Genomic DNA, 15557 nt, shown 5'->3' with positions numbered 1-15557 from the left:
AAATAAATGCTAAGGCAGATCGTTACCAGCCAATGGCTTCGGGCAACCAGGTAGCAATGCTGGGAAAGATAAATACCAGCGCGACGGCGACAAACTGTAAGCCGATAAACGGTAGGGCGCCTTTATAAATATCCAGCGTCGAGACTTCTTTCGGCGCTACACCCTTGAGGAAAAACAGCGACCAGCCAAAGGGTGGGGTAAGAAACGACGTTTGTAGCACCAGCCCCACCAGAATGCCCAGCCACACCATATCGACGCCCATCTGCACAAAGAAGGGTAAAAATAACGGTAGGGCAATATAGCTGATCTCAATCCACTCCAGGAAGAAACCCAGCACAAACATCAGCAGCAGCATGAATAGCATCGCGCCTAATTCGCCGCCGGGCACCCAGTCGAACATACGGGCAACCAAATGCTCGCCGCCCAATCCGCGAAATGCCAGGCCAAATACCTGGGCGCTGATCAAAATAACGAACACCATGGCCGAGATCACCAGCGTGGCCTTGGCAACTTCTTTGAGTAGCGCAAAGGTTAACCGCCCCGAGCAGGCTACAATTAGCAATGCTCCTAGCGCACCCATTGAGGCTGCTTCAGTAGGCGCGGCAATGCCGCCAATAATCGACCCTAATACCGCAAACACCAACCCCACTGGCGGGCCTACCACGGTAATCACTTTGCGTATCAACTGACCCCGGCCCATTTCTGCACGCTCCTCGGCAGGAATAGGCGGCATTAAGTTGGGGTAGAGCTTGGCGATCACCAGAATGGCAATAATATACACCGCCGCCAGGGTTAGTCCCGGCACCATGGCGGCGGCGAACATCGTACCGACTGATTCACCCAGAATTTCCGCCAGCAGAATCAGCACCAGGCTGGGCGGAATAATCTGCCCCAGGGTGCCGGATGCGCAGATCATCCCGGTGGCCAGGGTTTTAGGGTAACCGCGGCGTAGCAGCGTCGGTAGCGTGAGCAGGCCAAGGGTAACGATAGTGGCGCCCACAATGCCTGTGGCGGCGCCTAACAGCACTCCCACGAGGATGATCGCCACGCCCATGCCGCCTGAAATGCCGCCGAACAAGTGGCCGATGACATCGATCAACTCCTCTGCCAGCTTCGACTTCTCCAGCATCACCCCCATAAACACAAATAGCGGTATGGCCATAAAGGTGTAATTGGTCACTACGCCGTAAATACGTGATGGCAGCAGATTAAACAGCATTGGCCCAAAGCCAACGTAGCCAAAGAAAAAGGCCGTCGCCGCGATACTGATACCGACCGGAATACCTATCAGCAGGAACACAAAAAAAGCCACGATCATGCCGATCGCGAGCCATTCATTGGGAGACATGCGTTATTCACCTCGTGTGGGTAGGGCGAAAGCCTGACGCAGCGCGTGGGCCAGCCCTTGCAGCGCGAGAAGGAGAAAACCGAATGGGATCAGAGATTTGAGAAGCCAGCGCAGAGGCAGGCCGCCGGGGTTGGGCGACGCCTCGCCGCGGGCGAACGACTGGGCGATCCAGGGCAGCGTCAGCCAGGCGATATACAGCCCCATCACCAGCAGCAAGAGTCCGCCGATCACTTCAATCACCCGTTGCAGGCCTACAGGGAAGCGCTCGTAGAAAACATCGACGCGCACCTGCTCGCCCATCAATAGCAAATACGACATGCCAAACAGTGCAATAGGTGAGATCAAGTGCCACTGCAGCTCCTGCAGCCATATCGCGCCAATGCTGAACACATAGCGCATCAATACGTCGCCAGCGACGAGTCCGACTAAAACCACGCAGGTCCAGGCGGCGATCCAGCCAAATAGCCGAACCACCGCCTCAACTCCGTGGACAAAAAATGCCACGGCGCGCATATCAGACTCCGATAATGTCGTTTAACCAGGCACGCTCACTGGCGCCCGCCCAGCGGTCATGATTGGCTTTAAACGCCATGTAGCTATCGTGCACTTTGCGTACCAGAGGGTCGGCGTTGGCCTCTGTTGCCAGGGTATCTTGAGTGGCTTCGTGCAGCGCATCGATAACGGGTGCGGGAAGCATGCTGGCAGTGACGCCTTCGTTCTCCACTAGATCTGTCATGGCTTCGCCATTGACCGCTTCAGACCAAGTCACACTCTCTAAGCAGGCGGCCATACAGGCGGTTTTGACAATCATCTGCAGATCTTCTGGCAGACTATCCCAGTGGGTTTTCGAGATAAGCAGTTCGCCCGTGGTCGAGGGTTCGTGCCAGCCTGTAGTGTGGTAGAACTTGGCGGCGTTATGCAGGCCCATGCGACGGTCTTGGAAGGGGCCTACGAATTCAGCTGCATCAATCACGCCACGCTCCAGCGCGGGGAAGATTTCACCACCGGGCAGTACACGGGCATCCACGCCAAGCGAAGAGTAAACCTGGCCCGCCAAGCCAGGAACGCGCATGCGCAGCCCGTTGAGCTGGCTAATATCCTCGATCGGTTCGCGGAACCAGCCGGTCATTTGCACGCCGGTATTGTTCAGCGGGAAGGCGACCATGCCGTAGGGCTCATACACTTCGTGCCAAAGCTCCAAGCCGCCGCCGTGGTAAAGCCACGCCATATGGCCCATAAAGCTCATACCAAATGGAACAGTAGTGAAGTACTGAGCGGCAAAGGTGGTGCCTGACCAGAAGTAACTATTGGCGGCATTCATCTCGATGGTGCCGCTTTGAACGGCTTCAAAGCCTTCAAAGGCTGGGATCAGCTCGCCGGATGAAAAATGCTGAATATTGAGTCGTCCGCCGGACATGGCGTTGATTTTGGCGATCACGTCAGTGGGGCTGCCAGGGCCTTCCACGTAAAAGGGCGAGCCGGGCGGGTAAGCATTGGTCATACGCCAGTTGAAGCTCTCAGCGGACTGCGCACGGGCGATAGACGGGGCGCCCAAGACAAGGCCTGCCGTGGAGGAGACGGCAGCTGTGGTGAGAAACTTGCGACGGGATAAGGACATAGCACACCTCATTTATGATGGAATTGGTCAGCCAGGGAACACAATGAAGTAGCAAGGGGTGTGCCATAAAAATCGATTTTATTTTAAATAAAAGATTTTTAAGGGTTTTGTCGGTCTCTGCTGAAAAGACTAAATATAAGAAAAATAACCGTTTGCACCGTTATGACGCCGAATGAGTGTCCAGGGCACCCTCGGTGTGCATACTGGCTTCGCAAAAATTGGACGTAGAGGTAGGTAATTGAAAGCGTGTCAGTTAGTTTGGTGAAGGCAGGGTGCTTGACAGCTCAATAAGGTCTGAGTAACATACGCGCCACCTCGACGAGGCAATGCAACGTCCCATTCGTCTAGTGGTCTAGGACACCGCCCTTTCACGGCGGTAACAGGGGTTCGAACCCCCTATGGGACGCCACTTATTCTTTTTCTTTCTAGAGCTAGAGTAAGCGGTCGTCAGGGTTATCGGAATGCGGGAATAGCTCAGTGGTAGAGCATCGCCTTGCCAAGGCGAGGGTCGGGAGTTCGAATCTCCTTTCCCGCTCCAAGCATTAAAGTGCTTAATAGTGTCCCATTCGTCTAGTGGTCTAGGACACCGCCCTTTCACGGCGGTAACAGGGGTTCGAACCCCCTATGGGACGCCACTTCCGGTAAGTTAGGTAAAAGCTAAGTAAGTGCTCTATAAGCGGGAATAGCTCAGTGGTAGAGCATCGCCTTGCCAAGGCGAGGGTCGGGAGTTCGAATCTCCTTTCCCGCTCCAGTTTTAGTAGTACCGGATCGGTAAGCGATGGGTCGGGAGCTGGAACGCCAGCCCGGTCGATTTCCTTTCCCGCTCCAGGTTTGATTTAGTCCCATTCGTCTAGTGGCCTAGGACACCGCCCTTTCACGGCGGTAACAGGGGTTCGAACCCCCTATGGGACGCCATCTAGTATGTTGTTTGCGTTGCGGGAATAGCTCAGTGGTAGAGCATCGCCTTGCCAAGGCGAGGGTCGGGAGTTCGAATCTCCTTTCCCGCTCCATGTAAGCAGTATCAGGTAGCTACGCCAAAGTCGGGAACTGGAATGCCAGTCCTGCGACATGCCAGCCCTATAGCTCACCTTCTCCGCTAAGCTTCTATTATCCCAAACTTCTCCGATCTCACTGCTTTAATATGCAGTCTTGGTCTAGGTTCTTTTTGCTGATACTGAGTCAGTGGCTTTCAGCACAATAGGGCTCTGACTAAAGGTCGTGGATGGCCGTGGGCTGATCTGCTTTGGTTTTTAGCCCAAACTCAGCTGGTTCGCCAGTACTCCCGCCTGTCAGGTTATCATCGTCGTTCAAGATCATGTGAAGCTTGTGGCTTCCATGTTGGCGGTTAGGAATCTTATTAATTTGAAGATAAGCCAGTAACTAACGCTCTCACTTACTTATTACCGTCAGCGGCGGCCTCCACTGAGGTACGGCGGCTATTGCGACTGTGTACGTTCACAACGGAAGCGCACGCAGACATGATCCATGACAATATACAAATGCTTAACCTTGGCTATGATGGTGACCCAGCGGTGCATGGTCGTGGGTACATCTACCACTCAGATCGCGATGACCAATGTGCGCGCTGGCTTTTATTCCCACATGCAGTGAGGCTTCGATGGCCGACGATCGCAGGCAGCTGCCGGGCGCTTTGACTCACCGAGGCTGAGGCATACGGTATCGACTCGATTGGTGGTGTGCCACCGTGAGGGTCAGGCCGTCATCGACGAGCTGCTCTGCTCACCAATTTGTGTCCGCCACCATGTCGATGAATATCAAAACTGCAGGCATAGGACGGGGATGTCTGCTGGAGAGGGGGTAGTCCAGGGTAATCGTTTCTTTTCACAGTGATTTTGGGGGACCTGCGCGCTGACCTGATGCACACAGATAACCCGAGTAACGGAGGGTTAAAAGAATGGCTTATGCAACGACCAATCCCTATACTGGGGAGACAATCAAAAATTTTCCCAGCGCAACCGATGCAGAGGTCGCTCTGGCGCTGGATCGCGGCGATGCAGCATTCGGCAACTGGAAGAGCACCCCCATCCAGCAGCGGATCGCTATCCTGCAGAAAGCTGCCGACTTGTTGCGAGCCAATAGCGAGGAGTATGCGAAACTGCTGACCCTGGAGATGGGCAAGCTGCTGGGCGAGGCGCAGGCGGAGGTCGAGCTGTCAGCTGCGATCTTCGAGTACTATGTCGAGAGCGCCGAGCGGCAGCTGGCACCTGAGAAACTGCCGTCCAAGGATCCGGTGGTGACCGAGGCCTGGCTGGTACACGAGCCGCTGGGCATTATCCTTGCGATAGAGCCGTGGAACTTCCCCTATTATCAGATCGCCCGCATCATCGCTCCTCAGCTTGCCGCCGGTAACGTGGTCGTGCTCAAGCATGCATCCAACGTTCCGCAATCGGCTGCGCTTTTCGAGAAGCTGATGCTTGACGCTGGCTTGCCGGTTGGCGGATTCAAGAATCTCTATGCAACGCGCGAACAGCTGGAAACCATCATTAACGATCCACGCGTTCACGGTGTCGCTTTGACCGGTTCTGAAGGAGCTGGCGCGGTGGTGGCTGCACAGGCTGGCAAGGCGCTGAAGAAGTCAACGATGGAGTTGGGCGGCGCCGACGCGTTTGTGGTGCTGGATGATGCCGACATCGACAAGGCGGTGAAATGGGCCGTGTTCGGCCGCCACTGGAACGCTGGGCAGGTGTGCTGTTCGTCCAAGCGGATCATCGTCGTCGAGGAGGTTTATGACGCCTTCCTGGAGAAGTACAAAGCCAGCGTCGCCGTACTCAAGGCGGGGGATCCCATGGATCCGACGACGACATTGGCGCCTTTGTCGTCTCAGAGCGCAGCGGATGATATCCAAAAGCAAGTGGAAGATGCAATTAAGCATGGTGCTACGGCGACCGTAATCGGTGCCGCAATACCCGAGCGCGGTGCATTCGTGCAGCCCGTGCTGTTGACGGACTTGACGAAGGATAACCCTGCCTACTACTGGGAGTTCTTTGGTCCGGTATCTCTGGTGTTCAGAGCCAAGGGTGAGTCCGAAGCCATCGAGATCGCCAACGATTCTCCCTTTGGATTAGGCGGATCAGTGTTCACGCAGAACATTGAGCGAGGTCGCCAGGTGGCGGCTCAGATATCCACCGGTATGGTTTACATCAATCACCCAACGGCAGTGAAGGCCGACTTGCCTTTCGGCGGCGTTCGTCGCTCCGGCTATGGCCGCGAGTTGATCGGCCTCGGGCTGAAGGAATTCGTCAACCACAAGTTGATTGGAGTTACCGACATCGACGGTCAGTTCTGATCGTCATGCTCGGGAGTGCATTGTTAATGTGAATTTTCTTGCCAGTACGCACGAAGTGGGGTTATCGGTCACAGCATGTTTTCAAGGTTTTGAAACATGCTCTAAACGACTCTTAGGGGCATGTGACTGGTGGTCTTGCACTCCGCAGGGCCGACGAGCTAAAGTACGGCTACAGTATTATTGAGAACCTTATTGAGGGGGAGCGCTGACTGCAAAAGCCTCCTTTCCCACTCAAAGCGCTTCTAGTTTCAATTTCTTCCCTGATGCATCAGCTATTTGCTGGGCGTCTTTTTTTGCGTGTCTGGCGTTCGGCTCGATTGCCCACCTTGAAAAAAGTCGTTTGCGCCCTAATGTTTCTCCTTCTCTTCTTATTTTGCTGACAGGACATGTTCATGGCCGAACCGGCATTGTCGATCCGTGGCCTTACCAAAGTGTATGGCAACGGCTTTCAGGCGCTCAAAGGTATTGATCTCGACGTCCAGCAGGGCGATTTTTTTGCTTTGTTGGGCCCCAATGGAGCCGGCAAGTCCACCACCTTGGGGGTGGTCTGCTCGCTGGTGCAAAAGACGGCGGGCAAGGTCTCCATATTCGGCATTGATGTGGATAAAGACTTCGCTAAAGCCAAGTACCAGCTAGGCGTAGTGCCTCAAGAGTTCAACTTCAATCAATTTGAGAAAGTGCTCGATATCGTACTGGCCCAGGCAGGTTACTACGGCATGACCAGTCGCGAGGCTTTACCCCGAGCTAAACAGCTACTGACCGATCTGGGCCTATGGGAAAAGCGCAACGGCAGCGCGCGCATGCTGTCAGGTGGAATGAAACGCCGCCTGATGATCGCTCGAGCGCTGATGCATCGCCCCAAACTGCTGATTCTGGATGAGCCAACCGCCGGGGTGGATATCGAACTGCGGCGCAGTATGTGGGAGTACATGCGGCGGATTAACCAAGACGAAGGCACCACCATCATCCTGACGACGCACTACCTGGAAGAGGCTGAGAGCCTGTGCCGTAATGTGGCGATTATCAATAATGGCGACATTGTGCGGAACACTAGCGTGCGAGGCCTGCTGGCTGAGCAGAATACCGAGACCTTCCTAATTGATACCTCCGAAGCCATTACAGACATACCCAAGATAGACGGGTTTGAGATAAAGCAGCTGGAGTCTACTCAGCTATCACTCGTGGTGCATCGCGGGCAACGTTTAAACGATGTCTTCAAGGCGTTGAGTGAACAGGGCATCCAGGTGGTTTCCATGCGTAATCGAGCCAACCGCTTAGAGGAGATGTTTGTGTCGATGGTGGAAGGTAGTGGGCTAGGGGCGATAGACCAGCGCGTTGAGAAGACGGAGGAACGCGTATGAATGCTACGCAAACATTGATCGCCCTGTGGACGCTGGTGCTAAAAGAGATCAAACGCTTCACCCGCATTTGGCCGCAAACGTTGCTGCCGCCCTCGATCACCATGGCGATGTACTTTATTATCTTCGGCAACCTAATCGGTTCGCGGATTGGTGACATGGACGGCTTCAGCTACATGGACTTTATTGTTCCAGGGCTGATCATGATGTCGGTGATTACCAACAGCTACTCCAACGTGGCGTCGAGTTTCTTCTCCAATAAGTTTCAGCGTTCGATCGAAGAGATGATGGTTTCGCCCATGCCCAATTGGGTGATACTGGCCGGCTTTATTTTAGGCGGTATGGCACGTGGGTTGGGCGTCGGGCTGATTGTGACGGTCGTTTCACTGTTCTTTACTCGCCTAACCATGGAACACCCGCTGCTCACGGTATTAGTCGTAGTGCTCACGTCTGCGCTGTTCTCTATTGGCGGCTTTATTAATGCGTTACTGGCCAATAAGTTCGACGATATTTCTATCGTGCCGACGTTTATCCTGACGCCACTGACCTATTTGGGAGGAGTGTTTTATTCTATCTCAATGTTGCCTGACTTCTGGCAGGGCGTTTCCATGCTCAATCCAATTTTGTACATGGTCAACGTTTTCCGTTATGGCTTCTTAGGTGTGTCGGATATTCCCGTTGGCTGGGCGCTCGCTGCCATTTTTGCCTTCATCATTGTGTTGTTTAGTATTGCATTGGCGATGCTAGAGCGCGGCAAAGGTATCCGCAGCTAGCAGGCTGCTAGACGCATCAATCTGATTGAGAAGAGAGAGCTTTATACAATGGCACATCGCCCAGACACTTTAGCGCACGCGCCGTTAGGGCGCGATTCCGCTTACCCTGAGCAGTATGACGCGGGGCTGTTATATCCTATTCCCCGCGCGGCTAATCGAGTGCCGCTGGGGATCGAAGAGGGGGCTCTGCCGTTTGTGGGGGAAGATGAGTGGCACGCCTTTGAAGTCTCCTGGCTGAACAGCCGCGGTAAGCCTATTGTGGCCGTGGTGCGCTTTCGCTTGCCAGCAGCCTCACCTAATCTGATTGAGTCCAAATCCTGGAAGCTCTACCTCAATAGCTTCAACCAAACCCGTTTCTATAGTCGTCAGGAAGTGATGGAAACGCTGGCCAATGACCTCTCCTTAGCGGCGGGGGCTGAAGTGAGTGTCGAGCTGTTTGATGTGGATGCGCCAGAGCTTTCGCCACAGCACTTACCGGGCGAATGCTTGGACGATTTAGATATCGCAGTAAGCGACTATACGCCTAGCAGTGACCACCTCACGGTAGGGGAAGAGGTCGTCGAGGAGACGCTCTACTCCCATCTGCTGAAATCCAACTGCCCGGTTACCGGCCAGCCAGACTGGGGCAGCGTGCTGATTCGTTATAAAGGCCCGAAAATCGACCGCGAAGGGCTGCTGCGTTACCTGATTGGGTTTCGCCAGCACCAGGATTTTCACGAGCACTGCGTTGAGCATATTTTCTGCGATTTAATGGCCCAGGCAAAGCCTACGCAGCTGCTGGTACTGGCGCGTTATGTGCGGCGCGGCGGGTTAGATATCAGCCCCTGGCGCGCAACCCCAGGGTTAACGCCCCCCACGCCACTGCGCCTAGCAAGGCAGTAAGCGGCAATGTTATAAATGACAATGCTATAAATGACGGTGCTAAAGTAGCCTCACACAATTGGACTTGGAGTCATCAATGGACGCACTCACGCTGCTTCACGAGCGTAGCTCAATGGGCAAGCTGATGGAGCCAGCGCCCAGCGGCGAACAGCTCAGCGCCATTTATCAGGCCGCGCTACGTGCCCCGGATCATAAAGAGCTGCGCCCCTGGCGCTTTATCGAGTTTAGCGGAGAAGGGCGAGAACGCTTGGGCGAGCTATTCGCCGAGGCGGAGTTTCAGGAGGATCCTAGCGCCGATGACAAAACGCTCAACTCGGCGCGTAAAAAGCCGCTGCGGGCGCCGATGATTATCGCCGTGATCGCCAAGGTCACGCCCAAACTTGAAAAAGTACCCAAAATGGAGCAGGTGATCTCCGCCGGGTGCGCCGCCCACGGCATACTGCTAGCCGCCCACGCCTTAGGGTTGGGAGCAATGTGGCGCAGCGGAAAGTACGCTTTCGACCCCGTAGTTCGCAAAGGGCTGAATCTGGATGAAGATGACGAAGTCGTCGCGTTTATCTATCTGGGCACTTTGGGTGGTCGCCATAAACCGGTACCGCAGCATAATGTTGCTGACTTTGTAGAGCGTTGGGACTAGCGATGAGTCTCCCCCGTCAGCCAGGCATCCCTCATCCACGATTGCCACTACCAAAAGACCAGCCGGAAAATCTGGCCGTTTTTCAGCAGTGGCTGAGCGACGCCATACCCATGGTGGGCGCGTTAGGTATTAGCAAAATGACGCGTCAGGGTGATTCACTAGCCTGGCAGTTAGCGCTGGAGCCCAACCTTAACGATAAAGGCACGGGCTTTGGTGGTGCACTGACGGCGCAGACGACGCTACAAGGCTGGTGCTGGGTAACGCTATGGCTACGTGAGCGGGGCATTGTGCGGGATGTCGTGGTTGCCGAGGCTAGCCAGCGTTTTCTGGCGCCGGTAACCAGTGACTACCGCCTGATATGCACGCCAGCAGTGCCAGAAGGCCCTACTCAGCTTGCCAACAAGCTCGCTGAGCGAGGAAAAGGCCGCATAGCGCTAACCCAGCAGCTCTATTGTGGCGAGACGCTCTGCCTGGAAGCCAACGGCAGCTACGCTGTATTGTCTGAACGATAACCGGGGTATGTCACTAACCTAAAGGTTCGTCAGCCGGAAAAGGCTTGCTATTTCGAGGCTTAGCCAATAGTATATGCGCCGTTCTGTCGCGAAAGGTTCAGCCTTTCAACAGCGCCAAAACGCGGAGGGGTGTCCGAGTGGTCGAAGGAGCACGCCTGGAAAGTGTGTAAGCCGCAAGGCTTCGAGGGTTCGAATCCCTCCCCCTCCGCCATGAATATAGATTAAGCCGCTGATTTCAGCGGCTTTTTTGTGTCTATAATTTATCTAGTCCCCCAAATAGTCCCCCAGTGAAATATATACGACAGTACAATGTGATTCGGAACATGGCGGCCTCAAGTTCCAAGTGCAACAATATTGAAGAGTGCTCGGGCTGGCGACGGATTTCTTGAGCACCTTGGCGTAGACTTCCAGTGGCGAGCGCCAGTCCAGTGTCTTGCGCGGCCGTGTATTGAGTGAGTCGGCGATCTCGTCGAGTTCTTCCTGGCTGTAGACCGACAGATCCGTGCCCTTCGGCAAGTACTGTCTCAACAGCCCGTTGGTGTTCTCATTGGAACCCCGCTGCCATGGGCTATGCGGGTCGGCAAAGTAGATCGCTGTCCCCGTCTTCTGAGTGATCTCGGCATGTTTCACCATCTCTTTGCCCTGGTCATAGGTCATGGACAGGCGCAGGGAGCGCGGCACCTCATTGAGCTTGTCGCTGAAGCCGACAGCCGCCGCTGTGGCCGTGGTGCCATCCACTTTCGCCAGAATCACTAAACGCGTCGTGCGCTCCACCAATGTACCAACGGCAGAGCGATTGTTAGCGCCCATGATGAGATCCCCTTCCCAGTGGCCGGGCATCAGGCGATCTTCGATCTCAGGCGGCCGCAGATGGATGCTCACCAAGTCTGGAATCTGTTGTCGCCTATCCTTGCCACGGCTGCGAGGGCGTCGTTTACCTTTACCCTGGCGCAAACAGGCAATCAGCTCTTTCTTGAGCGAGCCGCGCGGCATGAGGTAGAGCGCATTGTAGATGGCTTCGTGCGAGACGTGGCGGTCAGTATTATCAGGAAACATACGCTTTAGTGTGCGGGCTATTTGCTCTGGTGACCAGTACTTGCGCAGCAGGTAGAGCACCAGTTCGAACAGCTCACCGTCGAGAGGAAGCTTCAAGCTACGGCGAGGCCGACAGCGGGACAGTCGGGCGCGATGTCCAGCGAGGCTGGCGTCATACGCTCTGTTAGGGCTAACAGTATGACGCACCAGTTCTCGTGAAATAGTACTGGGCGAACGCCCTAACTGACGGGCGATAGCGCGAATCGAGTGGTTAGCCCGCATCAGCATGATGGCGGCTCGGTCTTCGGCAGAAAGATGGCGATAACAGTGAGTCATGGCAATACCCTACCTGATAGGTTAGGTGTTGCACTTGGTCATTGAGACCGCCCATTTTGGCTATAGTAAACGTCGGTTGTATTAAACTCTGGCGATTCAATTTCAGCCCATTCCCTTAAAGCAAGAGTTAAGAAGTGTCCTGTTGGCTTTACCGTCATGCGCTGTCTGATGTGGGTAACTTGGCTTATCTGTCTAGTAGCAATTGGCAGAATTATTACAAGATAAGCGCGTAAGCTGAGTGAACCGCCCCGTCTTTACCGGAGACTCCATATCTTGAGAGGATGGAGTTATGAACTCACCAAAACGATATTCCCCGGAAGTGCGGGAGCGAGCTGTTCGTTTAGTTATTGAACAGCAAGGCGAATACCCGTCCAAGTGGGCGGCGATCTGTTCCATTGCCAGCAAGTTCGGTTGTACACCAGAGACCTTGAGAGCTTGGTGCAAACGCACAGAACTCACGCAGGAAAACAGCTCGGTTAACCTGTCTGAACATGAACGACTTAAGCAGCTAGAGCGTGAAAACACCGAATTGAAGCGTGCCAATGAAATTCTCCGTAAGGCGGCTGCTTTTTTCGCCCAGGCGGAGCTCGACCGCAAACCCAATTGATGGTGTCATTTATCGACGAGCATCGTGCTCAGTTCGGGGTCGAGTCGATTTGTAGCCAGCTGCCAATCGCCCCATCGACGTATTACCACCACAAGGCACTTGAAGCTGATCCTGAACGGCGGGCAGACCGGTATCGGCAGGATGAGCTTCTGACGGCTGAGGTTCAGCGGGTGTGGGAAGAAAACTTCTGCGTCTACGGTGCCCGTAAGGTCTGGCGGCAACTCCGCCGTGAAGGCGTTAAGGTTGCTCGTTGCACTGTAGAACGGCTCATGCGCCGCCTGGGAATTCGCGGCGTGGTGCGAGGCCAACGCCCCTTCACGACCATCAGTGATCCCGGCCAGAAACGGGCACCTGATTTAGTGAAACGTGACTTTACGGCCATGCGTCCTAATCAGCTTTGGGTGGCCGATTTTACCTATGTCGCTACCTGGTCTGGCTTCGTTTACGTTGCGTTCGTTATCGATGTTTATGCACGCTGTATCGTGGGTTGGCGTGTAGCGACGTCGATGAGAACAGCACTGGTGCTGGACGCTCTGGAGCAAGCTCTGTGGGCACGAAAACACAGACAAGGGTTGATCCACCATAGTGATAGGGGAAGCCAATATCTCTCGATCCGCTACACCGAGCGTATGGCTGACGAGGGTATCAATGCCTCAGTCGGTACCACCGGCGACTCCTACGACAATGCGCTGGCCGAGACCATCATCGGCTTGTTCAAAACGGAGGTGATCCATCATCGTGGCCCATGGAGGGGACTGGATGCCGTTGAGTATGCCACGCTAGAGTGGGTTGACTGGTTCAACAATCGTCGACTGCTGGAACCCATCGGAAACGTTCCACCAGCAGAACGAGAAAGGACGTATTATCGTCAATTGGAGGAGTCGGGTGAAGCTGCCTGACTCAAACAAACCGGTCTCCGGAATAACCGGGGCGGTTCATACTTGCCTTCACATCATGCGTGATTAATTTCCTTCTACGGATAGTATCCTCCTTGAGACTAAAAAGGAGGTTTTTATCATGTGCATATATCATATTGCTCTCTTGTTGCGTTTAAGGTCTTTGTCGCTAAATTTTGGTCAGTGCTTATAGTTAAAAGTGTCATCATTATTGGTAAGTGTCATGAATAACTTACAGTTAATCATCGTCATAAATTTTTTTATCGTGGATAAATAATTTCGTGATAATTTATTTTTCTATAGAAATGGAAATTTCTTTGCGTTCCAAGAAGGAAGTTTTTTTAATTCTTTATTAATAATTTCACTTTCCATGGCAATCCTTTGATCTTGATGTTTTTTACTCCCCATGTGTTCATAAATGGATGGGTGGTTTGCTTCGTAGGCACCTATTTCATGTTGTATCATTTTTAAAACATATTTTTTAAGTAAATGTAAAAGAGTTGTGGTCGTTTTTTCTAGCTCATTTATTTTTATTTTATGAGCTTCCCGAGTAATATGAAGCATCTGTTTTAAAGTCTCTTTCTCGTTCTTTATTTTTTCTTCGTACTCTTTGTTTCGTGTTATTTCATTATTTATCAAATCCTCAAGCGTTTCACCAAGTGTCTTTCCTTGTTGCCGAGCAAGTGTTTTTAACTTTTTCTTTTTTTCATTACTAATGACTATGCTAAATTCTGTTTTACCTTTTCTTTTCTCTCTAAGATTTTTCTGACGCCAAGCAGATTTGAGGGAGTTTAATGCTAGTTTGTAGACGGGGTCTGTTTGATTTTGTTTGTCAAAATTAACTAAGGCTTCATAATAGTTTGAAGGGTTAGGGTATAGTTTTAAACCTTTTGAGCATAAGTACTTATAAGCCCAGGTGTGCTGTTCTGTATCATCTTTTTTTAACCATTTAATTAAACCTGGCATTATCTTCTCTTTACTTTAATGGATGTATATTTGTGATGCACCTTGTTGTATATCTTAGCATGAAGGCTTTTGAAAAAAAATATCATCACAGCGTTACATAACGACGTATCGTTACAACGTAACGTAACAATGTGTTAGTAAAGGATTGTTGATAGCATAAGCTATTGATATTAAATATATGGAATATAGGTTGATCACATTTTATGCCCTTTTTTTCGCAAGAAAATGGCTAATTAATGATCAATTTGGAAGATGATAAGTATATTAATAAACCGGTTTCATACCCTGCTTTGCCGGGCTAGATCTAAGCAGGTTGTTTGCCAGACGAAACCACCATTATGGATGCTAAGGCATTGGCTGTAGCAGCATAGAGTGGTTCGCAAATTAAGTGAATTCACCAATGATTAGCTTTATCAAAATGAGCTGATGTTTCTATAAAAAACGCAGATAGATGCCAGCATGCTCAGAGGCCCTAGCTCTACCAAAAACAGAACTGGGCGGTGTGAACTATCCATCAGTTGTGATTAGTCTAATGGCTTAAAATATGTTATTGAAGAATTATGTAAAGGTTATCTTTGAATGCTCTTTTTGTTTTTTAAGCAGCATGCCAGCTACCTTTAGCATGCTATCAGAGTAGGGGTGCACATTATTTAGATTAAGAAAGATTGGTTTATTATAGGGAGTTATAAAGAGAGTGGGATAAGTAATAGAATACTCGCTGGCCTCATCTCATGAACGAATAACAGGAGTTCGTCATGAGCACTAAATTGATCCGCATCAAAGATGTTATGGAACGCACTGGGTTGGCTAGATCAACGATCTACAAGTACATAAGCTTGGGACAATTCCCCCAGTCAATTAAGCTTGGCACTCGCGCCGTTGCCTGGGTCGAGAGTGAGATCGAGACCTGGATTATTGACAGTATTGAGCGCAGGGACGGAGGTGTCGTGTAGTGTTCGTTTCTTAAATTATTTTAATTTAATTGAAGAGTTGTTTTTTTATCAGCTACCATCCGCTCACGCCACTACCCACCTGCGTTTATGATCATTAAATAAACCTTTTTTACCCTTGTTTAATTATTATTAACATTATCCTAGGTAGATCTAGTAATTAAAACAATAGATCTTATTAAGATTGATAGTCTAACCAAAGGATAAAGATAGGGTCCTCAATCCTGTACCTAAGTAGCCGCCTAAAGGCTAATAACCGATAAACCATCATGTACTTAATCCAGCAACTGCTGGAGGATTCATCGTGTTCGCCACTAAAGCCCAAGCCTTGT

At 52.0% G+C, this 15557-nt stretch carries 12 protein-coding genes, 7 tRNA genes, 1 pseudogene and 1 other annotated feature; of the genes and pseudogenes, 15 read left to right on the top strand and 5 right to left on the bottom strand.

The features are described 5' to 3' along the window. Nucleotides 1-22: 22 nt before the first annotated feature. From AC4EYZ_RS04410 to AC4EYZ_RS04400, 3 genes are read right to left on the bottom strand one after another with little or no spacing between them, the layout of a single operon-like run. A complete protein-coding gene (locus AC4EYZ_RS04410) occupies nucleotides 23-1348 on the bottom strand; it encodes a TRAP transporter large permease (protein ID WP_490204136.1) in 1326 nt (441 codons plus the stop codon). A 3-nt stretch (nucleotides 1349-1351) separates the two neighbouring features. Continuing rightward, a complete protein-coding gene (locus AC4EYZ_RS04405) occupies nucleotides 1352-1861 on the bottom strand; it encodes a TRAP transporter small permease subunit (RefSeq protein ID WP_009288055.1) in 510 nt (169 codons plus the stop codon). Nucleotide 1862: 1 nt separating this feature from the next. Further along, nucleotides 1863-2966 carry a TRAP transporter substrate-binding protein gene (locus tag AC4EYZ_RS04400; RefSeq protein ID WP_022520405.1) on the bottom strand — a complete coding sequence of 368 codons (1104 nt, stop codon included), beginning with the start codon at nucleotides 2964-2966 and terminating at the stop codon, nucleotides 1863-1865. 333 nt (nucleotides 2967-3299) lie between these two features. Here AC4EYZ_RS04400 and AC4EYZ_RS04395 point away from each other — a divergent pair. The 13 genes from AC4EYZ_RS04395 (at nucleotide 3300) to AC4EYZ_RS04335 (ending at nucleotide 10646) form a co-directional block, all read left to right on the top strand. Continuing rightward, nucleotides 3300-3375, top strand: a tRNA-Glu gene (locus AC4EYZ_RS04395). 54 nt (nucleotides 3376-3429) lie between these two features. Continuing rightward, a tRNA-Gly gene (locus AC4EYZ_RS04390) sits at nucleotides 3430-3504 on the top strand. Nucleotides 3505-3525: 21 nt separating this feature from the next. After that, nucleotides 3526-3601: transfer RNA gene (locus AC4EYZ_RS04385), tRNA-Glu, on the top strand. 41 nt (nucleotides 3602-3642) lie between these two features. Beyond that, nucleotides 3643-3717 (top strand) — tRNA-Gly (locus AC4EYZ_RS04380). 88 nt (nucleotides 3718-3805) lie between these two features. Continuing rightward, a tRNA-Glu gene (locus AC4EYZ_RS04375) sits at nucleotides 3806-3881 on the top strand. A 20-nt stretch (nucleotides 3882-3901) separates the two neighbouring features. Next, nucleotides 3902-3976 (top strand) — tRNA-Gly (locus AC4EYZ_RS04370). Between the two features lie 905 nt (nucleotides 3977-4881). After that, nucleotides 4882-6273, top strand: a complete 1392-nt coding sequence (locus tag AC4EYZ_RS04365; RefSeq protein ID WP_027959667.1) for an NAD-dependent succinate-semialdehyde dehydrogenase — start codon at nucleotides 4882-4884, stop codon at nucleotides 6271-6273. A gap of 392 nt (nucleotides 6274-6665) precedes the next feature. Further along, on the top strand, nucleotides 6666-7634 hold the full coding sequence (locus AC4EYZ_RS04360; RefSeq protein WP_474192401.1) for an ABC transporter ATP-binding protein: 969 nt from the start codon (nucleotides 6666-6668) through the stop codon (nucleotides 7632-7634). Beyond that, nucleotides 7631-8404: an ABC transporter permease gene (locus AC4EYZ_RS04355; RefSeq protein ID WP_027959666.1), complete on the top strand. Its 774-nt coding sequence runs from the start codon at nucleotides 7631-7633 to the stop codon at nucleotides 8402-8404. The genes AC4EYZ_RS04360 and AC4EYZ_RS04355 overlap by 4 nt, the downstream gene beginning before the upstream one ends. 48 nt (nucleotides 8405-8452) lie before the next feature. After that, nucleotides 8453-9286, top strand: a complete 834-nt coding sequence (queF, locus tag AC4EYZ_RS04350) for an NADPH-dependent 7-cyano-7-deazaguanine reductase QueF (RefSeq protein ID WP_474192403.1) — start codon at nucleotides 8453-8455, stop codon at nucleotides 9284-9286. Between the two features lie 76 nt (nucleotides 9287-9362). After that, nucleotides 9363-9923, top strand: a complete 561-nt coding sequence (locus AC4EYZ_RS04345) for a nitroreductase family protein (protein WP_027959664.1) — start codon at nucleotides 9363-9365, stop codon at nucleotides 9921-9923. A 2-nt stretch (nucleotides 9924-9925) separates the two neighbouring features. Continuing rightward, entirely contained in the window at nucleotides 9926-10435 is a 510-nt protein-coding gene (locus AC4EYZ_RS04340) for a YiiD C-terminal domain-containing protein (protein WP_474192404.1), read from the top strand. A 123-nt stretch (nucleotides 10436-10558) separates the two neighbouring features. Next, nucleotides 10559-10646, top strand: a tRNA-Ser gene (locus AC4EYZ_RS04335). Nucleotides 10647-10789: 143 nt separating this feature from the next. Here the strand turns inward: AC4EYZ_RS04335 and AC4EYZ_RS04330 are convergent. Continuing rightward, a pseudogene (locus AC4EYZ_RS04330) lies at nucleotides 10790-11806 on the bottom strand (IS30 family transposase); the annotation flags it as partial. A gap of 289 nt (nucleotides 11807-12095) precedes the next feature. On the opposite strand from AC4EYZ_RS04330, the gene AC4EYZ_RS04325 reads away from it, so the two are divergent. Next, nucleotides 12096-13312 (top strand): IS3 family transposase gene (locus AC4EYZ_RS04325; protein ID WP_101146781.1). Its coding sequence is split into 2 segments (ribosomal slippage): nucleotides 12096-12381 and nucleotides 12381-13312, totalling 1218 coding nucleotides; the frame shifts between segments, so codons are not numbered across the junction. Next, nucleotides 12371-12487, top strand: a sequence feature (AL1L pseudoknot). (Overlaps the previous gene by 117 nt.) A 294-nt stretch (nucleotides 13313-13606) precedes the next feature. On the opposite strand, the gene AC4EYZ_RS04320 is transcribed toward AC4EYZ_RS04325, so the two are convergent. Continuing rightward, complete coding sequence (locus tag AC4EYZ_RS04320) at nucleotides 13607-14275, bottom strand: hypothetical protein (protein WP_273191068.1); 669 nt, start codon at nucleotides 14273-14275, stop codon at nucleotides 13607-13609. 755 nt (nucleotides 14276-15030) lie between these two features. On the opposite strand from AC4EYZ_RS04320, the gene AC4EYZ_RS04315 reads away from it, so the two are divergent. Beyond that, nucleotides 15031-15228, top strand: coding sequence for a helix-turn-helix transcriptional regulator (locus AC4EYZ_RS04315; protein ID WP_273191066.1), 198 nt, complete (start codon nucleotides 15031-15033; stop codon nucleotides 15226-15228). Nucleotides 15229-15557: the final 329 nt, after the last annotated feature.

It is taken from the genome of Vreelandella sp. 162(4c) (assembly GCF_058152265.1).
This window is presented reverse-complemented; position numbering and strand designations above follow the sequence as displayed.

Bases quoted from the DNA above. Each gene is read 5' to 3' on its own strand.
- AC4EYZ_RS04410 (WP_490204136.1), bottom strand. From the start codon at position 1,348: ATGTCTCCCAATGAATGGCTCGCGATCGGCATGATCGTGGCTTTTTTT.
- AC4EYZ_RS04315 (WP_273191066.1), top strand. From the start codon at position 15,031: ATGAGCACTAAATTGATCCGCATCAAAGATGTTATGGAACGCACTGGG.
- AC4EYZ_RS04400 (WP_022520405.1), bottom strand. From the start codon at position 2,966: ATGTCCTTATCCCGTCGCAAGTTTCTCACCACAGCTGCCGTCTCCTCC.
- AC4EYZ_RS04365 (WP_027959667.1), top strand. From the start codon at position 4,882: ATGGCTTATGCAACGACCAATCCCTATACTGGGGAGACAATCAAAAAT.
- AC4EYZ_RS04355 (WP_027959666.1), top strand. From the start codon at position 7,631: ATGAATGCTACGCAAACATTGATCGCCCTGTGGACGCTGGTGCTAAAA.
- queF (WP_474192403.1), top strand. From the start codon at position 8,453: ATGGCACATCGCCCAGACACTTTAGCGCACGCGCCGTTAGGGCGCGAT.
- AC4EYZ_RS04340 (WP_474192404.1), top strand. From the start codon at position 9,926: ATGAGTCTCCCCCGTCAGCCAGGCATCCCTCATCCACGATTGCCACTA.
- AC4EYZ_RS04320 (WP_273191068.1), bottom strand. From the start codon at position 14,275: ATGCCAGGTTTAATTAAATGGTTAAAAAAAGATGATACAGAACAGCAC.
- AC4EYZ_RS04345 (WP_027959664.1), top strand. From the start codon at position 9,363: ATGGACGCACTCACGCTGCTTCACGAGCGTAGCTCAATGGGCAAGCTG.
- AC4EYZ_RS04360 (WP_474192401.1), top strand. From the start codon at position 6,666: ATGGCCGAACCGGCATTGTCGATCCGTGGCCTTACCAAAGTGTATGGC.
- AC4EYZ_RS04405 (WP_009288055.1), bottom strand. From the start codon at position 1,861: ATGCGCGCCGTGGCATTTTTTGTCCACGGAGTTGAGGCGGTGGTTCGG.